Source organism: Bacteroides sp. OM08-11 (assembly GCF_003438665.1).
Taxonomy (GTDB): Bacteria; Bacteroidota; Bacteroidia; order Bacteroidales; family Bacteroidaceae; genus Bacteroides; species Bacteroides cutis.
Genome location: NZ_QSTJ01000003.1, coordinates 75,949 through 96,184, shown reverse-complemented (window position 1 = coordinate 96,184; position 20,236 = coordinate 75,949). Strand labels below are relative to the sequence as shown.

Annotated in this window: 16 protein-coding genes; 5 read left to right on the top strand and 11 right to left on the bottom strand. The window is 47.1% G+C overall.

Features of this window, described 5'->3' with window-relative positions:
* Positions 1-94: 94 nt before the first annotated feature.
* The 5 genes from DXC10_RS07005 to mnmA are packed head-to-tail and all read right to left on the bottom strand — an operon-like array spanning position 95 to position 5,105.
* Positions 95-1,114: a branched-chain amino acid aminotransferase gene (locus DXC10_RS07005; protein ID WP_101543621.1), complete on the bottom strand. Its 1,020-nt coding sequence runs from the start codon at positions 1,112-1,114 to the stop codon at positions 95-97.
* A gap of 52 nt (positions 1,115-1,166) precedes the next feature.
* Positions 1,167-1,382, bottom strand: a complete 216-nt coding sequence (gene xseB, locus DXC10_RS07000; protein WP_101543619.1) for an exodeoxyribonuclease VII small subunit — start codon at positions 1,380-1,382, stop codon at positions 1,167-1,169.
* A gap of 8 nt (positions 1,383-1,390) precedes the next feature.
* Entirely contained in the window at positions 1,391-2,632 is a 1,242-nt protein-coding gene (gene xseA / locus DXC10_RS06995) for an exodeoxyribonuclease VII large subunit (RefSeq protein ID WP_117737577.1), read from the bottom strand.
* Positions 2,629-3,987: a S8 family serine peptidase gene (locus DXC10_RS06990; protein WP_117737672.1), complete on the bottom strand. Its 1,359-nt coding sequence runs from the start codon at positions 3,985-3,987 to the stop codon at positions 2,629-2,631. The genes xseA and DXC10_RS06990 overlap by 4 nt, the downstream gene beginning before the upstream one ends.
* 35 nt (positions 3,988-4,022) lie before the next feature.
* On the bottom strand, positions 4,023-5,105 hold the full coding sequence (gene mnmA / locus DXC10_RS06985) for a tRNA 2-thiouridine(34) synthase MnmA (RefSeq protein ID WP_117737576.1): 1,083 nt from the start codon (positions 5,103-5,105) through the stop codon (positions 4,023-4,025).
* A gap of 454 nt (positions 5,106-5,559) precedes the next feature.
* Here mnmA and DXC10_RS06980 point away from each other — a divergent pair, with 454 nt between their 5' ends.
* Entirely contained in the window at positions 5,560-7,536 is a 1,977-nt protein-coding gene (locus DXC10_RS06980) for an ABC-F family ATP-binding cassette domain-containing protein (RefSeq protein ID WP_117737575.1), read from the top strand.
* An 84-nt stretch (positions 7,537-7,620) separates the two neighbouring features.
* Entirely contained in the window at positions 7,621-9,657 is a 2,037-nt protein-coding gene (locus DXC10_RS06975; protein WP_117737574.1) for a M13 family metallopeptidase, read from the top strand.
* A gap of 53 nt (positions 9,658-9,710) precedes the next feature.
* Here DXC10_RS06975 and DXC10_RS06970 read toward each other — a convergent pair whose 3' ends face one another.
* The gene (locus tag DXC10_RS06970; protein WP_117737573.1) at positions 9,711-10,163 is read right to left on the bottom strand and encodes a HAMP domain-containing sensor histidine kinase; all 453 of its coding nucleotides are present in this window, start codon (positions 10,161-10,163) and stop codon (positions 9,711-9,713) included.
* An 80-nt stretch (positions 10,164-10,243) separates the two neighbouring features.
* On the opposite strand from DXC10_RS06970, the gene DXC10_RS06965 reads away from it, so the two are divergent.
* Positions 10,244-10,801, top strand: a complete 558-nt coding sequence (locus DXC10_RS06965; RefSeq protein WP_117737572.1) for an AraC family transcriptional regulator — start codon at positions 10,244-10,246, stop codon at positions 10,799-10,801.
* A gap of 71 nt (positions 10,802-10,872) precedes the next feature.
* A complete protein-coding gene (locus DXC10_RS06960) occupies positions 10,873-11,412 on the top strand; it encodes a glutathione peroxidase (protein WP_117737571.1) in 540 nt (179 codons plus the stop codon).
* Here DXC10_RS06960 and DXC10_RS06955 read toward each other — a convergent pair.
* The 3 genes from DXC10_RS06955 to DXC10_RS06945 form a co-directional block, all read right to left on the bottom strand.
* Positions 11,402-12,973: a hypothetical protein gene (locus DXC10_RS06955; RefSeq protein ID WP_117737570.1), complete on the bottom strand. Its 1,572-nt coding sequence runs from the start codon at positions 12,971-12,973 to the stop codon at positions 11,402-11,404. The two genes, DXC10_RS06960 and DXC10_RS06955, sit on opposite strands and share 11 nt — an antisense overlap.
* Before the next feature lie 4 nt (positions 12,974-12,977).
* Positions 12,978-14,012 carry an HlyD family secretion protein gene (locus DXC10_RS06950; protein ID WP_101543600.1) on the bottom strand — a complete coding sequence of 345 codons (1,035 nt, stop codon included), beginning with the start codon at positions 14,010-14,012 and terminating at the stop codon, positions 12,978-12,980.
* Positions 14,013-14,116: 104 nt separating this feature from the next.
* A complete protein-coding gene (locus tag DXC10_RS06945) occupies positions 14,117-15,436 on the bottom strand; it encodes a TolC family protein (protein ID WP_117737569.1) in 1,320 nt (439 codons plus the stop codon).
* A 172-nt stretch (positions 15,437-15,608) separates the two neighbouring features.
* On the opposite strand from DXC10_RS06945, the gene DXC10_RS06940 reads away from it, so the two are divergent.
* Entirely contained in the window at positions 15,609-16,505 is an 897-nt protein-coding gene (locus tag DXC10_RS06940; protein ID WP_101543594.1) for an AraC family transcriptional regulator, read from the top strand.
* 287 nt (positions 16,506-16,792) lie between these two features.
* On the opposite strand, the gene DXC10_RS06935 is transcribed toward DXC10_RS06940, so the two are convergent.
* Together DXC10_RS06935 and DXC10_RS06930 are read right to left on the bottom strand one after the other, a co-directional pair.
* Positions 16,793-17,704 carry a nucleotidyltransferase gene (locus DXC10_RS06935; RefSeq protein WP_101543591.1) on the bottom strand — a complete coding sequence of 304 codons (912 nt, stop codon included), beginning with the start codon at positions 17,702-17,704 and terminating at the stop codon, positions 16,793-16,795.
* A gap of 145 nt (positions 17,705-17,849) precedes the next feature.
* Positions 17,850-20,204, bottom strand: coding sequence for a BamA/TamA family outer membrane protein (locus tag DXC10_RS06930; RefSeq protein WP_101543589.1), 2,355 nt, complete (start codon positions 20,202-20,204; stop codon positions 17,850-17,852).
* Between the last annotated feature and the right edge of the window lie 32 nt (positions 20,205-20,236).

Sequence of the window (20,236 nt, the reverse complement as noted above, 5' to 3'; positions counted from 1 at the left end):
AACTACATTTAGGCACGGATTACACGGATTTCACAGAATATAATCCGTGTTTTCCGCACAATCCGTGCCTAACTAAAGTATAAACTGCTGATTATTATTCTACGATAGTCACCCAACCGTGTGTATCAGGCTCATCACCGTACTGAATAGCACGCAATTTGTTATATAGTTTCGTGCAGACAGGTCCCGGCTTACCATCCTTAGCAATAACGTAAGACTTACCATTTTCCACATCATCAATACGTTCAATCGGGCTGATTACAGCTGCCGTACCACAAGCACCGGCTTCTTCAAATGTCAACAACTCCTCTTCTGGAACCGGACGACGTTCAACTTTCATACCCATATCTTCTGCCAACTGCATCAAACTCTTATTGGTGATAGACGGTAAGATAGAAGTAGATTTTGGAGTAATATAGGTATTATCCTTGATACCGAAGAAATTGGCTGCACCACATTCATCAATATATTTCTTTTCCTTAGCATCCAGATAAAACTCACAAGCATAACCCAAATCATGTGCTTTCTTGTTGGCACGCAGACTGGCAGCATAGTTACCACCTACCTTATAAATACCTGTACCCAATGGTGCCGCACGATCATATTCGCGGATGATAACATACGGATTAGTTGAAAAGCCACCTTTAAAGTAAGGACCCACCGGAGTCACAAATACTACAAACAGATACTCACTGGCAGGATGTACACCTACTTGAGCACCGGTACCCACCAGTAATGGACGGATATATAAGGATGCACCAGATTCGTATGGCGGAATAAAACGTTCGTTCAACTTAACCACCTTCAAAATAGCCTCTCTGAAACGTTCGGTAGGAAGTTCAGCCATCAGGATACCGCGACAAGTAGACTGCAAACGTGCCGCATTCTCTTCCAGACGGAAGATACGCACCTTACCGTCTTTTCCACGGAAAGCCTTCAAACCTTCAAATGCCTCTTGACCATAATGCAAACAAGTGGCTGCCATGTGCATCGGAATAGTTTCCTCACTGCAAACTTCCAATTCCCCCCACTGTCCATTACGATTATAAATTCTCACATTGTAATCTGTCTTCATATATCCGAATGGCAGATTAGCCCAATCAAGTTCTTTCATATCTCAAAGTATTAGTTACTTCATTACGTACAATTTGCAACAAAAATAGCTTTTATTCTTCACATTCTTGCTTCTCCGACAGTAATTTTTCAATTTCACGGTCGGCTTTAGTCAATTTATCACTGCAAAACGCAATAATCTCATTCGCTTCTTTTATCTTTTCCGCAAGTATGTCAATCTCCAACTCATTGTTGTCTATTTGATTGACAATCTTCTCCAAACGCTCCATGGCTTGGGAATAAGTCTCTTTTTTCTTTGTAACCGGCATAGGAATATTTATAATTTACGATTTACGATTGAAGTTAGTTCACCTTGATAAAGACGGGTGGTTATCTCATCCCCTTCGTTCAACCAAGAAGCATCTTTCACTATTTTCCCATCTTTCAAAGTGATACTGTAACCGCGAGCCAGCTGCTTCTCCGGTGCAGCATCGGCAATCCGCTGATGTAGCAACTCCAAACGATGACGATGACGGGATAAAGAGGAGAACACGGCTTGTGAAATATCTTTCTTCGTCGTGAGCAAGGTGAGTTTCGCACCGGATATCTGCCGATAGGCAACAGAGGGTATACGGTTCTTATAATTTACAAGTTTACGATGTTCCTGCGACAGCAAGTTCCGGACACTTTCCTGCAAACGGCCTGCAAGTAACTCCAGTCCGTCGGCAGCGGCGTTCATGCAGTCGATCAAATACTCGGCGGCAGCGGTAGGAGTTTTAACACGAGTATGCGCCACAGAATCAAGTACAGTGTCATCCCGTTCATGCCCTATACCGGTAATGATAGGTAGAGGAAATTGTGCACAGGCAGCAGCAAGCAGATAAGTATCAAAACCCGAAAGGTCGGATGTGGCTCCCCCTCCCCGGATGATAACCACTACATCAAATTCCGGCAAACGGACATTCACTTTGTCGAGAGCTGCCAATACGGAGTCTTCTACCCGGTCACCCTGCATCAAAGCAGGAAACAACTCTGTATAGAAATAAAATCTCCGTGAATTGTTTTGCAATTGATGACAAAAGTCGCCATACCCAGCTGCAGTAGGTGAAGAGATGATAGCGATACGTTGGGGTAAACGAGGCATATCCAACTCCTTATTCAGCGTCAGCACCCCTTCTTCCTCCAACTGTTTCAATATCTCCCTGCGACGCTTTGCCATATCACCCAATGTATAAGTAGGGTCAATATCCTGTACCGTAAGACTATATCCGTAAAGTTCATGGAAACTAACCGTCACTTGTACCAATACTTTGATACCCGAGACAAAGGCTTGTCCCGTAGCCTCTTCAAAATAGGGCTTCAGCAGACGATACACATTCGCCCAGATCGTACCGCGCGCTTTTGCTATCAGGTTGTTACTACGAGGATCTTTCTGAATGAATTCCAAATAACAATGCCCCGTACTGTTAGTACGCACATCACTTAACTCTGCCTGTACCCAGAATTCGTCGGGCAGGCACTGCTCTATGCTGCGGCGCACTAAGGCATTCAAATCATATAAAGAGATTGCTTCTGTCATTTATTACTATTATATGCCTTCCACATATCCGGTATCCCGTATCCATAAATATTATCCGGAAAATCAGCCCGGTCGCCCGACCGGCGTACCAGTTCAATCACCTCTTTGGCCGTAAGTTCAGGACGTGCTTGCCACAGACAAGTCACCATTCCGCACATAATAGGTGAAGAAAATGAAGTCCCGTTCGCCTTTCCTTGAGTTCCATCCGTACGCATCACGTCGGAACCTTCACCAACGGCCACCACATCGGGTTTTATCCGGTTATCCGCTGTATTACCGATAGATGAGAAGGGAGCAAGAAGCGCATTCTTATTAACAGCACCTACCGTCAACACATTATCGGCATCCCCCGGAGGGGTAATCTTCTTCCAAGACCCCATGCCCGAATTACCCGCACTGCACACCAGTATCATCCCTTTATCTGCAATACGGGAAGCCTGACGAGACATCAATGCATGGCGCCCATCCAAATCGCGGTATTTATAATCTTTCGACTTGTCATCAAAAGTATAATATCCCAAAGAAGTATTCAGTACATCAGCTCCCACACTGTCTGCAAATTCCACAGCCGCCGCCCAATAATCCTGCTCCACCAGATGTTCCGTATATTCGTCTTCACTACGAAGCAACCAGAAAGATGCTTCCGGAGCCGTACCTGTCATCACATCCGGTTGGTTCATTCCGATACAGGAAAGCACCATCATGCCGTGACTACTTTCCGCAAAAATATCTGCTTGAGGATTAACAAAGTCTTTCACACCCAATATACAGATATTCTGCATAGCCGTTATCTTATCCGTATTGTGAAAACCGGCATCAATAACAGCAATCGTCATGCCTTGGCCCTTAAATCCGGCTGCATGTAACTTGTCACCATTACTCAATTTTATCTGTTCGATAGCCGGACCATATATACTATCGGGATGTATTTTCGGTATATTTATTACCGAGTCACGCATAGTTGCCATGGTCGGAAGACCGGCTTTCGGAGCTGTCCATACCTTTTCAGTAGTGAGGACAAAAGGTAATGCGGCAATACGGTCTATCAATGTAGAGTCATTGCAGGATACCGTTACAAAGTTCTCCCATTTTCCCGTAACCACAATATTCACTCCCTGCCGACGTATTTCATCAATATATTGGCGACACACCGGAAGATCGGTAGAATCTATCGCCAAATGTTGTTTCTGACGACGGGTTATCGCCTTTTCCGAAAGAAATGCCTCCGGATGTTCCAGCGAATAGGTAGTGACAGCTTTATCTTTCAAGCTGATACGATATTTCAAAGAGTCTTGTTGTGCCGATGCGCCTGTCGCAAGTAAAGCAAAGATCGCAACAGCAATTAAATTCTTCATCATCTGTTTCGTTATCTTTATGTTTAAATTATATTTTAAAGATACATTCCAATACCCCTTTGGGAAGCAATAAACGAACCTCCCACTACCCTTCTGCCTATATAAAACACAGCAGACTGCCCCGGAGCAATAGCAGACGCTTCCTCTAGAAAATGCACCAACAACCGTCCATCTTCCAGGCGTTTCACTGTGCACGGAATAGGTTTGCTGCGATAACGTATTCTCACCGTCAAATCCCGGCTCTCAAATACTTCCGCTTCATCTGTCAGCTTTTCCTGTTCCGCCAACATATACTCCGTCTTCAACTGCTCTGCATCCCCTAACATAACGGTATTCTTCTGCGGATTAATCTTCAATACGTATGCCGGTTTACCAAGCGCAATCTCCAGCCCCTTCCGTTGTCCGACAGTATAATAAGGGAAGCCCTTATGTTCGCCCAATTTCACCCCTTCGGCATTAACAAACCATCCCGGACCCACTTCCTTATCCATTTCAGGAGAATACATCTTCAGAAAATCACGATAATCTCCTTTAATAAAGCAAACTTCCATACTCTCGCCTTCTTCCGCTTTCAGTACATAACCCTTCTCGCGGAGATACTCACGTACCTGCAATTTTGTGTAAGCCCCCAGCGGAAATATACAACGTTTCAATACATCCTGTTCCAATCTCCACAGGAAATAAGACTGATCCTTTTTATCATCGTCTCCGGCAAGAATATAAATCTTGCCATTCCGTATTTCCAGACGGGTATAATGTCCGGTAGCGATATATCTGCAGTCCAGCTTATCCGCCCATTCCGTCAGGATACGGAATTTAAACAAAGGATTGCACATCACACAAGGGTTCGGTGTTCTCCCCTGCCTATATTCATCAATAAAATTCTGAACAATCACTTTCCGGAATTCTTCCCTTTCATCAGCCACGTAGTGTTCAATCCCCATATTTCCGGCAAGTTGACGCGCCTCCACCGGCTCGTCTCCCCATACCCACATGGTGAGTCCTACTATCTCATAGCCTTGTTCTTTCAGCATCAAGCAAGTAGCAGTACTGTCTATACCGCCACTCATGCCAACCAATACTCGCTTTTCGGGTCTGTTCATTCCTCGGATATTCATTAAATGTTCATTACTCAACTGCAAAAGTACACGATTTCAAGGAGAAGAAACAAAAAAGGTTACCTTTTTTATATGCCTTCGCAACGTAGAACATAAATACTGGGATTGAATGTAGTATCACAACACTATTCAAAACAGTAAATACAAGTATCGATATAGAGTGGCAACCATTTAATTATCAACGTCGTAAAGTTTCCATAGGTAGGGAACGATCGTTTCCTCCTATAGAAACGGTAGTTTCCCTTAATAGAAATTGCCGTTTCTCTATATGGGAACGACAGTTTCTCTATATGGGAACGACGGTTTCCTTTAAAGGGAACGGAAATAACTCACTGGAGAAACAAGGTAACAAGCGATTGTATCTTATATTTGATGTAATTATGTAAACATCAAGTGTTGTATAACGCCGAAAATCACTACCTTTGCAATCCTGAACGCTAAATTCATTGACACCATGATATCTGTAGAAGGACTGAAAGTAGAATTTAATGCCACCCCTCTATTCGAAGACGTTTCATACGTTATAAATAAGAAAGACCGTATAGCTCTCGTCGGCAAGAATGGTGCCGGCAAGTCTACCATGCTCAAGATATTGGCAGGCATCCAACAGCCCACTTCCGGCGTTGTTGCCGTTCCCCGCGAATGTACCATCGGATATTTACCCCAGGTGATGATACTCAGCGACGAGCGTACTGTGATGCAGGAGGCAGAACTTGCCTTTGAGCATATTTTTGAGATGCAAGCCGACATAGAGCGTATGAATCAACAACTCGCCGAACGTACCGACTATGACAGCGAAGATTATCAGAAACTGATCGACCGCTTCACCCACGAGAATGAACGTTTCTTGATGATGGGCGGTACAAACTATCATGCAGAGATAGAACGTACTCTCCAAGGACTGGGTTTCAGTCGGGAAGACTTTAACCGTGCCACAAGCGAATTTTCCGGTGGATGGCGCATGCGTATCGAGCTTGCCAAATTGTTGCTCCGTCGCCCGGATGTATTATTACTCGATGAGCCTACAAACCACCTCGACATAGAAAGCATCCAGTGGTTGGAGAATTTCCTTTCTACCCGTGCCAACGCAGTGGTACTCGTCAGCCATGACCGTGCTTTCCTGAACAACGTCACCACTCGTACCATTGAGATTACCTGTGGACGTATCTATGATTATAAGGTAAAGTACGACGAGTTTGTAAAGCTCCGTAAAGAACGCCGCGAACAGCAGCTCCGCGCTTACGAAAATCAGCAGAAACAGATACAGGATACCGAAGATTTCATTGAACGTTTCCGTTACAAAGCCACCAAGGCGGTACAGGTACAGAGCCGCATCAAACAACTCGAAAAAATAGAACGTATCGAAGTGGACGAGGAAGATAACTCTTCTTTACGATTGAAATTTGTTTGCAGTAGCCGCAGTGGCAATTATCCCGTTATCTGCGAGGATGTGGGCAAGGCATACGGGGAACATGTCATCTTCCACGATGTCAACCTCACAATTAACCGGGGCGAAAAGATTGCCTTTGTCGGAAAGAACGGTGAGGGAAAGTCCACACTCGTGAAGTGTATCATGGACGAAGTTACGGACTATACCGGAAAACTCACATTGGGACATAATGTACAGATCGGATATTTCGCCCAAAATCAGGCGCAACTACTGGATGAAAATCTGACCGTATTCGATACGATTGACCGTGTGGCGGTAGGGGATATCCGCCTCAAAATCCGTGATATCCTCGGTGCTTTCATGTTTGGCGGTGAAGTTTCGGACAAGAAGGTAAAAGTGCTCTCCGGTGGAGAGCGTACCCGTCTTGCCATGATAAAGTTGTTGCTGGAACCGGTGAACTTCCTTATTCTCGACGAACCGACCAATCATTTGGATATGCGTTCCAAAGATGTGTTGAAGGAAGCCATCCGTGATTTTGACGGTACGGTGATAATTGTCAGCCACGACCGTGATTTTCTGGACGGTCTTGCGACTAAAGTGTATGAATTTGGTGGAGGATTAGTAAAAGAGCATCTCGGTGGTATCTATGATTTCCTGCAAAAGAAGCAGATAGAGAACTTGAATGAGTTACAGAAATCTCCTTCACTGTCCACTTCACCTTCCGGTGGGAAAGCGGCATCGGGCAATAGTTCCGAAACGGAAACAACGCAACCATCTGCTGCAAAACTCTCTTATGAGGAACAAAAGGAACTCAACAAAAAACTTAAGAAACTGGAACGCCGTGTGGCGGACTGTGAAGCGGAGATAGAACAGACCGAAGCGGCCATCGCCATCCTTGAAACGAAAATGGCTACACCGGAAGGTGCTTCGGATAGAACGCTTTATGAACAACACCAGAAGCTGAAAGACCAACTGGACCGTGTAATGGAGGAATGGGACGCAGCTTCCAGTGAATTAGAGAATACCCCTCGACTCTCTTAGAGAAGCAAGAGGAGTATTCCCATAAAACGAATTACTAACTATTCTTCGTGCCCTTAGAGGAACGAAGGGGTAAATTTTATAAGTATGAGAGCATTTCATTTTTTACCTATCGCAGCATTCTGCCTGATGGCAGGAGCTTGCAACACAGGCAAGAAGCAAGCCGAACTTACAGCCGGTATCCAACTTGCCAATCTTGACACAACGGCTCTGCCGGGAACAGACTTCTACCAGTACGCTTGTGGCGGTTGGATGAAGAATAATCCGATACCTGCCGAGTACTCACAGTATGGTTCATTCACCATCCTTGCGGAAAATAACCGTAAGCAAATTCAGGGACTTATCGAAGAATTAGCTGCCACTCAGCACGAAAGCGGTAGTGTGGCACAGAAAATAGGTGACCTGTACAAAATTGTGATGGATAGCGTGAAACTGAACAAGGACGGTGTGACTCCTATCCAACCGGAACTCGACCAGTTGGCTGCCTTGAAAGACAAAAAAGAACTTTATGCATTGCTGGGCGAAATGCAGAAAAAGGGTATCGTTGCCTACAATGTGATATATGTAGGTGCCGATGAGATGAATAGTAGCATGAATGCTGTACAGTCCTATCAGACAGGCTTGAGCATGGGCGAGCGTGAATATTACCTGGAAAACGATGAAACGACCGCTAAAATCCGTGATGCTTTCCGTAACCATGTACAAAAGATGTACCAACTGGCAGGCTTTGATGAAGCGACCGCCAAGAAAGGTATGGAGATAGTGATGGATGTGGAAACCCGTCTTGCCAAAGCTTTCCGTTCTCGAACGGAATTGCGTAACCCGCATGCCAACTACAATAAGATGACCTTCGAAGAATTGAAGAAGAATTATCCGACTTTCGATTGGGACGCTTATCTGTCTGCTTTGGGCTTGAAGGATGTGGAAGAAATCATCATAGGCCAGCCTGCCTCCCTGAAAGCCGCTGCCGAAATTCTGGATACCCTGCCCATCGAGCAACAAAGTCTCTATCTGCAATGGAAGTTGATTGATTCTGCCGCAAGTGCATTGAACGACGCCATGGCTGAGCAAAACTTTGACTTTTACAGCCGTACCATGAGTGGTACACAGGAAATGCAACCTCGTTGGAAGAGAGCGGTAAGTACCGTAAGCTCTGCCCTGGGTGAAGCGGTAGGTCAGATGTATGTAGAAAAATACTTCCCCGCTGCTGCCAAAGAGCGTATGGTGACTTTAGTAAAGAACTTGCAGGAAAGTTTGGGAGAACGTATCCAAAACCTTGAATGGATGGGTGACTCTACAAAGGTAAAAGCTTTAGAAAAGTTGGCCACTTTCCATGTAAAAATCGGGTATCCCGACAAGTGGAAAGATTATTCTACTTTGGAAATCAAGGATGATTCTTACTGGGCAAACATGGAACGTGCCAACGAGTGGAATCATGCCGAAATGATAGCTAAAGCCGGTAAACCGGTGGATAAAGACGAATGGTTGATGACTCCGCAAACCGTAAACGCTTATTACAACCCGACCACTAATGAAATCTGTTTCCCTGCCGGCATCCTGCAATATCCGTTCTTCGATATGAATGCGGATGATGCTTTCAACTATGGTGCTATCGGCGTGGTAATCGGCCATGAGATGACTCACGGTTTCGACGATCAAGGTCGCCAATACGACAAGGACGGTAACCTGAAAGATTGGTGGACTGCCGAAGACTCCAAACGTTTCGACGAACGTGCACAGGTCATGGTGAATGTATTCGACAGCATTGAAGTAGCTCCGGATGTATATGGTAATGGACGCATGACTTTGGGTGAGAATATCGCCGACCATGGTGGCTTGCAGGTTTCTTTCCAGGCATTCAAGAAAGCTACAGCAGCCAATCCGCTTCCCGTAATGGACGGTTTCACTCCTGAGCAACGCTTCTTCCTGGCTTATGCAGGTGTATGGGGCAACAATATCCGCCCTGAAGAAGTATTGAACCGTACCAAGAGTGATGTGCATTCATTGGGTAAGTGGCGCGTAGATGGTGCTTTGCCACAAATCGGTGCATGGTACGAAGCTTTCAATATTACAGAGAGTGATCCGATGTTTGTACCGGTAGAAAAACGTGTTTCTATCTGGTAAACGAATGAGGTTATATCCGGAAAATCCCTTTCCGGATATAACCTATTCTCATCTCAAACAGTCTGTAACGGCAAAGTTATGGTGAAGCAACTCCCCTCGCCTTCCTTGGAAACCGCGTTTATCTTTCTGTGGAAACGTTCGACGATGGTGCGGCAAATGGCAAGCCCCAAGCCTGTGCCCTGTACAAAAGCATCTCCTTTAAAGAAGCGTTCAAAAATATGGGAGAGTACTTCTCCGGACATGCCCGTTCCTGTGTCCCTCACGTAGATTTCCACCTTTCCATCATCCAGCAGGTTGCATCCCAAGGAGATAGAGCCTTTCTGGGTGAACTTCACAGCAGTGTTTATCAAGTTATTAACCACTTGCCCCAGGCGTGCCGGGTCCGTATATATCGAGATGTCCCGCTCCGGCAGTTCCAGAAGCATCTTCACTCCTTCCCGCATATTCATTTCCTGCGCCTTGGCTATCTCGGACAGGACGGCACAAAGCGAATCCTCCCTAAACATTCATCCAGTACCTATCCGCCTCGGAAGACCTGCAACTACAGATTGTGGTTTTCTCCCAGAAGCTCATCCAGGAAACCAGGATGGGCAAGGAGATGATTGACAAGTTCCACCTCCTCGGCAAGTACTATGTGCTCCCGCTGTCCAAGATTACCTTTCCGCTCTATGAGGAAATGTTCGCACTTCTGGCACATCTCTACCGGCAAGCCGGGCATCTGTTGAGCCAACCCATCTTGCAGACATTGCTCACTCTGATTGTACAGGGAACCTGCGAGCTCTGTCCGGAACAAGCCGCCATCAAGGAGGTTCCCGGCAGCAGGCATTTCCAGCAATACCGGCGCTTCATCCGGTTGGTGCACGCCTTCTATCCGCAGCAGCACCAAGTGGCGTTCTATGCCGGGGAGATGAATATCAAGTCCGCCGCCCTGTGCCGGCTGGTGAAGAAAGAGTCAGAACAGACGGCGATGGAGATTATCAACAATGCCCTCATCATGGATGCCAAGACGCAACTGTACACCTGCGACGCTCCGGTAAAGGACATCGCGCTAAGCCTGGGGTTCAATAATGCGGCGTTCTTCAACAAGTTCTTCAAGAAGCATGTGGGGATGACGCCGCAGATGTTCCGAAAGTGGAAGGAATAAGAAGAAACGCATCCCGCATCAACTTTCCCCCCTCTCCCGTTGTTACTATCCTAAACCTAACAAATATCGGTATGAAAACTTTTTTTATAACCCTAATCCTTACAATTATGGTAACAACAGCCCAAGCCCAGCAAAAGAGTTTCTATGACTTCACAGTGAAAACCATCGACGGCAAAGACCTGCCGCTCTCCACGTTCAAGGGAAAGAAGGTTCTGGTGGTGAACGTTGCCTCCAAATGCGGTTTCACCCCACAGTATGCCAAGCTCGAAGAACTTTACAAAACCTACGGAAAAGACAATTTCGTAGTCATCGGCTTCCCCGCCAACAACTTCCTGCACCAGGAACCGGGCAGCAATGAAGAAATCAAGGCATTCTGCACCACGAACTATGGCGTCACCTTCCCCATGATGGCAAAGATTTCAGTAAAGGGAAAAGACGTGGCGCCCTTGTACCAATGGCTCACGCAGAAAAGTGAGAATGGAGTAGAGGACGCCAAAGTGGGATGGAACTTCCATAAGTTCCTGATTGACGAAAACGGGAAATGGGTGGCTTCCTACGGCTCTACCACCGACCCGATGTCCGAGGAAATCGTCGGTTGGATTACGAAATAGCCTCGCGCTTCATCAGCCGGCGTATCGCCTTATAGGTGGGGTGGATGGCATTCTGCGGACGCACCTTGCTTTCGTTCACCAGGAACAGGAGCAGGCAGAATAATCCTAACAGCGTGAGCCACCCGAATATCTCTTTCATCGACACCATGAGAGCCTGTTGCTGCACGGTACCGTACAGTTGACCGAAGGGAAGACGCGAGGCAAGGGGATTGACGTGGTCGAGGTTTGCACCGAGGAGCATGGCATTGCGTTTCAGCGTGAACTTCAGCAGTTCGGTCAGCACAGCCGCACCCAGTACCCCACCGAAGGTTGCGCTGACAAACGCCTGCACGCCTACTGCCTGGAAGAAGTGCTCGAACGGCACACGGGACAGGGCGGTAAGGAAACAAATCGCAATAATGACATAGCCGAAGCCGCGCAGGAAGATGGGCAGCACCAGTGCCGACTTGGGCAGATTGTAGTCGATAGTGAAATAGAATATCGCCAGATAGCCCACGATAGCGGAAAAAGCAATGACCGTCATCACTTTATAGCTCCACTTGCGCAAGGCGAACGTCCGCCAGGTGAACAGCGCCCCCGTCACGATACCGAGCAGTACCGCCCAATTCAGTGAAACCGTGTTCAGCGAATCGTACCCCAAGACACCCTCCAGATAGATGTGTTCCAACAGGTGCGAGGGGGACAGCAGGAAATCTATCAGTATATAAAGAAGGAAGGGCAGCCACACCATGCGGTAGCCGAATGTCCGGAGCGCAATGAACGGATGGCGGATGAAGGATGCCCGCCAGATGTTGAGCAGCAGCATCGCCAGTCCCGCAAGCGTGGCCATGCGGATGCAGTCGGACTCGAACCAGTCGTAATGGTTGCCGTAAAGACAGACAAAGACGATACATAGCAACGTCAGTCCCCACAGCAACGCGCCCAGCCAGTCGATACCGTAGAGCGGCAAGCGGCGCAGCACGCGGATATTACGGAAAAGCAGCATGACAAGCAGCATCACGAAGCCCAGCAGCCCGATGATGAACCAATGCATATACTCCCACTTCGAGAAGTAGGAGACGTAAATCGTGGCAAGCCCCGAAAGCTGTATGCAACTGTTCACCAGCAGGTAGATGAAGCAGAAGAAGATGGAAAGGTCGCGCTTCGGGGTGAGCCAGAGCTGTATCGTGGAGTTGCATTCAAAGGTGGCCCACATGCGGAAGAAGCCCGAAATGAAGCTGACTCCCACGAGCAGGGGCACGCAGTCCGTATGGACGCAAACCAGGTTACAGACAATGAGCGCCGTACAGCAGGTGAGAAACGCTACCTTCGAGGTGAACTGGAACTTGAGCCGGAACATGACGGCAAACGTCAGCGCCATACCAGCCATTGAGGCGTAGCCCGCCATCATGATATCCTCCTGCATCAATGCCAGCGAGCCCACCATCTCGCCCGCCGCCGCCATATAGACGCCGCCGGACAGTTGGAAGATGATGACCATGAAGATGATGATCCACGGCTTCCACCGTTCCGGCACGAAGCTGCGGATAGCGGGGATGGAAAAAGGTCCTGTTTCGTGCATGGGATTAATAGTTTACTTCACATTCTACGTTCATACCGGCGCAGAGGCGGCTCATGTCTTCGGGGCGATTGTCCGGCGCAAACTCGATGCGGACGGGGATGCGCTGTTCTATCTTCACGAAGTTTCCGGCGGAGTTGTCCTGCGGAAGCAGGGAGAAACTGGCACCCGTGGCACGCGACAGTGACTTCACCACTCCACGGAAGGTTACGCCGGGAATGGCATCGACTTCTATCTCGACCGGATTCCCTTCCTTGATATTCGCGGTCTGCGTCTCCTTGTAGTTGGCGATAATCCAACGGTCGTTGGCATCGACCACATCGACAATGGTTTGTCCGGGCTGTATCAACTGCCCTTCCTGGATGTTCTTGCGTCCGGTGGTTCCGTCGCAAGGGGCGAGGATGACGGTATAGGACAGGTTCAGCTTCGCCAAGGCAAGGGCTGCCTCGGCAAGTTGTATGCCGGCTACGGTCTGGTCGAGGCGCTGCGTCTGCTCCTGCTTCACGAGCGTGGTGGATTGCTTCTGGCGCAGCAGCACTTCATAGCGTGCTTTCAGCGCATCATAGTTCGTCTTCACCCCGTCGTATTGCTGTCGGGTGACGGCTTCCTGCTCAAAAAGGTTCTTGTAGCGGTTGTACTCGCGCTCGGCATTCTCCATGCGGATACGGGCTTCCTGGATGGTGGCATCCGATACGGAGATATTGTTCTGCGTAGTGTTTATCGTGGTCGTCATCGCCGACTTGCCGGACAAGGCGTTCTGATAGTCCGCCTCTGCCTGCGCCAGACGGAAGCGGTATTCGGTATCTTCTATCAGAGCCAGGGTATCGCCCTTGCGCACCGTCTGGTTCTCTGCAAAGCGGATTTCCTTGATAAAGCCCTGTACGCGGGAGTTCACGGGGACGATGAGTTGCTTCACTTGTGCGTTGTCGGTGAACTCCACATTGCCCAGGTGGATGAAACGGGAACTTACCCAACAGATACCTGCCAGGATAAGGAGGATTACTACGATGTTGTAGATTAACTTTTTAGTCTTGTGCTTCATTGCTATTTATTTTTCATCCCCCCAGACCCCCTAAAGGGGAAGGGGGATAGTGTTACTTAATATATTTTGTTATTGGAGTATCCCCCTTCAGGGGATCCGAGGGGTCATAAACTTCCCACCGCCTTCTTCAACTTGAAGTAATTAAACAGAATATTAATCCGTGCGTTCGCCACCTGCAACTCCGCGCTCAGTTTGGAGTTGCTGGCATCGAGCATATCCGTAATCAGCGCCAGTTCGTGCAGATAGCGATTGCGGATGATATCATAATTCTGGTTGGCCAGTTCGAGGCTCTTTATCTGTGTGTCGTAAATGGTGAAGGCTTCACCGAAGCGGATATATGCAGCCTTGATATCGGTCTGCACGTTCTCTTGCAGCAGATTTTTGCTCTCCACGGCACGCTGTGTGGCAATCTTCGTCTTACGGATGTTCTTGCCGGACTGATAGATGGAGGCGATATTGAACTTCACCCCTACCCCGAGGTACCAATAATTCAAGTTCTTGTTGATGGGCGGTACTTCAATGGTAATCGGACCATCAAGCAGGTTTGCGGCAAACAAGGCGACGGACGGCAGACGTTCGGACTTCGCCAGTTTCTCGCCCTGCCGGGATTGTCGGATGCCCAGTTCCGCTTGCTTCAAGGCAGGGAGCCAGTCGGCAGCCATATTCTGCCATTCCGTTTCGGGGAAGACGGGAGGAAGTTTATCAAGGAGGCAGGTGTCAATGCCGATGACCGTCTCCTGCGGCAGCCCCACAATGGTGACAAGCTGGTTGTTGATGATAATCCGGCTGTTCTCAATCTGCGTCAGCGCCAGTTCCAGGGACTTCAGTTGCAATTCATAGCGGGTGATATCGTTCTTCAAGGCAAGACCTTCCCGTTCCTTTGCCGTGATATCGGCCAGCAGGCGCCTGGTCTGTTCGATATTCTGCTGATAGACTTCCGCCTGGTTGCGCAGCTTGTACAGCTCCAGATAGTTACCCACCAGGAGGAAGCGGATGTCCTGCCGGTTCTTGTCCTTATCCAACTGCGCTACTTGTTGGCGGAGTTTTGCCAATGTGATGTTGCTCGTGATAGCTCCGCCGGCATACAGCACTTGCGAGGCTTCGATAGCGAAGTTATTCCCGAAGTGCGGCATAGGGGCATTTACGCCGCCGGAAAAGTCACGGTCGATGATGCAGGCATCGCCCAGATAACTGGCGGAAAGTGACACGTCAATCGAAGGGAGCAGGGCATTCTTCGCCACCTTTATCGCTTGGGCGGCTTCCTGTTCTGCCAAATCAAAAGTCCGGATACTACGGCTGTTCCTATCAGCCAGTTCGAACATCCTCTCTATACTCAAAACACAGTTCGAAGGGGTTTGAGCCGAAATACAAATGTCACTGCCCATTCCTAAAAAAAGGAATAGGACTTTGAATGTTTTAGTCATACCAATACCTATATAATGTTCTTATTGTAACGAAAACCGGCGACAAAGTTCGACAAAAGGCCTTATTCCTTGAAATTCCAAATTACACAAAATTGGTTTTATTTGTACCAATTCGCAGTTTTTGAGTACCTTTGCACGGAAATAAACAAGAATAAAAAGGAAGGATTGAATCATGAAGCGTACCGTTCATATCAAAAGTATTAACGACTTTGTGCAGGGATATACAGAAATCATGCGCAGGAAAATCAACTGCTTTGAATTGGACGCCAACGGTATCCGGCAACATCTGTCTTCTCCGGTATTCTTCAAAGCATCCGTCTGCATATTGGTTTTATCTGGAACATCCCGTGCAAATATCAACCACAAGCCTCATCCGGTTGCCACCCATACAATACTTGTCCTTTCAGCCTCGCACCTGTTCAACTTCGAGAACTGGAGTCCCGATTTCAGCTGTCTTTGCCTCATGGTCAGCAAGGATTTTATGGAGGAAATGGACTCTACCGATATGATTTACAAACGAATCAGATATGGCGTAAAGCTATACAACGACCCCATACTCATGATGAGCAATCCGGATTTCTCTCTTCTGTCTACACGATTATCCACCATCAACCGGGCAATCGGCAACACCACTCACCGACACTACAAGGAGGTGATACTAAATACGCTATTCGCCTTCTATCTCGACTTGAGCGACATCATTGATCGGCAGGTTATCCAAAACGACGACGTCAACCTGACCCGCCAAGAGGGAATTATCCGCTCTTTTATCGAACTATTGGTACAGCACTATCACAGGGAACATAAAGTAGATTTCTACGCGTCACGCCTCAACCTCTCACCCCACTACCTTACGTTAATAGTGAAACGCGTCACAGGACAGAGTGCCAGTGACTTTATCTTTGAAATGCTCTTCAGCGAAGCGCGCAACCTGCTTACCTGCTCCAAACTGTCCGTGCAGGAAATAGCCAGTGCCCTGAACTTTGCCGACCAGTCCTCTTTTGGTAAGTTCTTCAAACGCCGGGCGGGAATGTCACCGATAGATTACCGGAACGCCGGACCGGCATAAACCATGACATGACAAACAGTCCGTAGCTCACCATCGTCATGTAAGTTAACTTCAGTTGCAATGGGAATTCGGTTCCAGCACCGAAAGGAGTAGCGGAACTACATGCTATTGATTATAATCTGGCATAATAAACTGTTCATATATTACTACTGGACGCAACTTCCCCCCCCTTTAATCTTGATGCAGAACGACTGTTAATAAAAAACCTGCGCAGAAACTGCGCAGGCAAAATATTTATCTTCACCACACACCACCGTAGCAGGAGCATGTGAAACGATTATACAGCTTTAGAAAAGTTTAGCAGGATATTCTCCGGCATCCACCAACGCCTGGATTTTATCGACCACACTTTGACGATCTTCAGGATAAGTTACACCGAACCACTTACTGTTCGTATCAAGAACTTCCACTGTGGCAGTACCATCGTTAATCAACTTATCAACCATCAATGGAATAAAGAATTCACTCTTGAGATTTTCCATATTCTTCGGGTCACTGAGGAATGTCTTAAAAAATTCCTGACTGTAAGCGAAATAGTCGGGAGTAAAGCCCCAGAAGTTCATGCTGACCGGAGTAGTGTCAGGAGTAGATGTCCACTCACCGTTATCATCAATATACTTCACCTCTCCATCCATACGTTGAATTTTGGTACGTTCTACAACAGAGGTCAAGAGATTATTGGCATCTGTTCCACAAAGGCCACGAGATACAGTACCGCTCTCACTCAATGTATTTCCAATACGGAAACCTACCATAGAATATACATTCTTTGAACCTTCGGGAAGTGCGGAAAGGAATTTACCCATTACCTGAAAAGAATCACGGCCATAGAAATCATCGCAGTTGATAACGGCAAACGGTTCTTTAATTACATCAGCCCCCATCATTACAGCATGGTTGGTTCCCCAAGGTTTGGTACGGTCTGCCGGACAAGTAAAACCTTCAGGGAGAGCATCCAACCCTTGGAACACCATTTCACACGGAATATGACCTTCGTATTTAGAAATAATCTTATCACGGAAATCTTGTTCAAAATCTTTACGGATCACAAAAACGAGCTTACCGAATCCGGCATTGATCGCATCGTAAATGGAATAATCCATAATAGTTTCACCGTTAGGACCCAGACCGTCCAACTGTTTCAAGCCACCATAACGGCTACCCATACCGGCAGCCAATAAGAATAAAGTTGGTTTCATATTAGTTATTATTTAAAAAGGTTAGTTCATCATAGTTGATTACGTTGGCAAATGTACAAAAATTAAAATCAGAAGAAGGGAATTTTAGTTCATTCTTTGCTACAATCGTACAAAAATAGATATTATCACTTCCACTTTTAACCCATCAGAACGGATAACCGATAGCGAAGTGTAGCGCCAAGCTATCCTTGAACTTTGGAATATTGTAATATCCCGACTTACCGGTATCATACGGATCATGCAGACCGATACCTAAATCCAGACGGAAAACGAGAAAATCCAAATCATATCGTAATCCCGTACCCGTGCCCAGAGCTATCTGTTTCGGGAAATTCTTTAGAGTCAGTTCACCACCGGGCCGCGCTTCATCCTTACGCATCAGCCAGACATTGCCCGCATCCAGGAATACCGCTCCATGCAGGTCACCGAGAATACGGAAACGATATTCTATATTGGCCTCCATGCGGATATCACCCACATGGTTAATAAAGGAATACTTACTCTCTTTATCCGGCACATATCCACCGGGACCTACACTACGCGCCGAGAACGCACGAATACTATTGGCACCTCCGATATAGAACTGCTCGGTATAAGGGGCAGCCAACGCATTTCCATACGACCATATCACCCCACCCGCAATACGGGAAGCTATCATTTGGTTCTTGTCAATCTTATAATGATAACGGAACTCACTGTTCAACTTCAGGAATTGCGCAAAAGGTACCCCCATCAATTTTTTATCTCTCTCGCTGAAAGGTTTACCGAATATACGATAAATACATGAAGTCAGATTACCTGCCGAAGCAAGCGTAGTCTGCCACCAGATAGGATTACGCACTTTACGCAAAGAGGCATTGTCATATGTATAAGTATACTCCATGGCAGGAATAAACTGATTACGCAAACTTACATAGAGCGCAGGATTATCATCCTGTAACTCCTTAAAAGCCTCGGTTGGATTACGTAGTACATTGAAAGTCAGCTTAAAGGGTGTAAAGCTATGTTTACTCGTAGGCTTCGGCTGAAAATCGTATGTAGCATTTCCACCGAACGCCAGTAATTTATAATACTTTGCACGGTTCAACTGGTCGACATACAACTTGAAGGTCGTAGTAGCCGGGAAGTCATACTCCTTATCTCCAAAACGGGGAAAGACGACACGAGGGAACATCAATGAGGTAGAAAGTCCCAACTCATAGCTGTTCATCAAAGAAGAACGGTCTTTACCCGTCTGCCACTCATACGAACCGTCCAGTTTTACATTCCACGACTCACCACCTCCAAAGACATTGTTCTTGGTTACAGTAAACGAAGCTCCCGGTCCAGTCTGATTATTACTTTTCATCGTCACGTTGAAGTCCAGTTCGGCATCGTATGGCTTATCCAGTGCAGCACGGATATTCAAATCGAGCGTATCGGAAGCGAAAGTCGTGTCGCGCGGTGTATATTGCATTTCAAGATAACGGAAGATACCTACATTGGCTAAACGTTCCTGTACACGGGTCTGGCGATACAGACTATATAAATGTTCCATGGAACGGCGGCGAGACATACCTGTACTATCCTGTACCTGGCGTTTCGACCGATAAGCCTGATAATCCAGCCAACGGTAGAGCATATTGGGACGGACACGCAACTTATCATGATAGTAAATGCGCAGTCCCTTATAATCCAAACTGTCATTAGGTTCTTGTCCCTGCTTTCCATAAAGATAAAAAGCCCTGTTACCTACATAAAACGGTTTTTCCGCCACAGCAGGCATACCAGCAACGGGTACCATCCGCATAGTGACATGACCGCCCGGCACCATAGTGGTATCAGCCTGATAAGTCAGGTAATCGGGACGGAAATAATAACAACCTACGTTACGCAACAATGTACTGATACGAGTACGTTCACCATCCAAATCCGTCACGTTAAACTGTTCCCCCGGACTGATAAGCGAACGGCGCCGGCTCATCTCCATGATACGCAGGGTACGCTCTGTAAAACCGCGATAATAGACGGTATCAATAAAATAAGGGTTTCGCATATCTACCGTATATTGCAGCTTCGCTTTCAATGAATCCTTTGGATCGATAAAGGTCTTATAACTCACGGTTCCATTAAAGTAACCGTAATCACGCAACAAGTTTGTAGCCGCCTTCTCACGGATATCGGGGTTCACTGTCGACATGAGTACCGGCTTGGCAGCAAAACGGTTGAATATCCATTTACCGAAACCTTTCTTGTATTTCACAAAACCGTTATACACCCACAATCCGAGAGGGAATGGATAACGTATGGTCGAACTACCCAGTAAAGCGTTGTTCGGTGCTGTAGCCAACGCAGCTTCCACTTCCTCCATAGCCGTTTCACCTACCGGCGTCTCACTGCGGTTTTCCACTATCATCGGTTTCTGCCCGATATAAAGTATTTCTCCTTCCGGCAGATGCTTGGTAGTGGAACAACCTGCCAGAAATATCAATCCTATAATATATAGTATCAGTCGTTTCATATCGTTTTTTCGCTTTATCACTCTGTCACCTT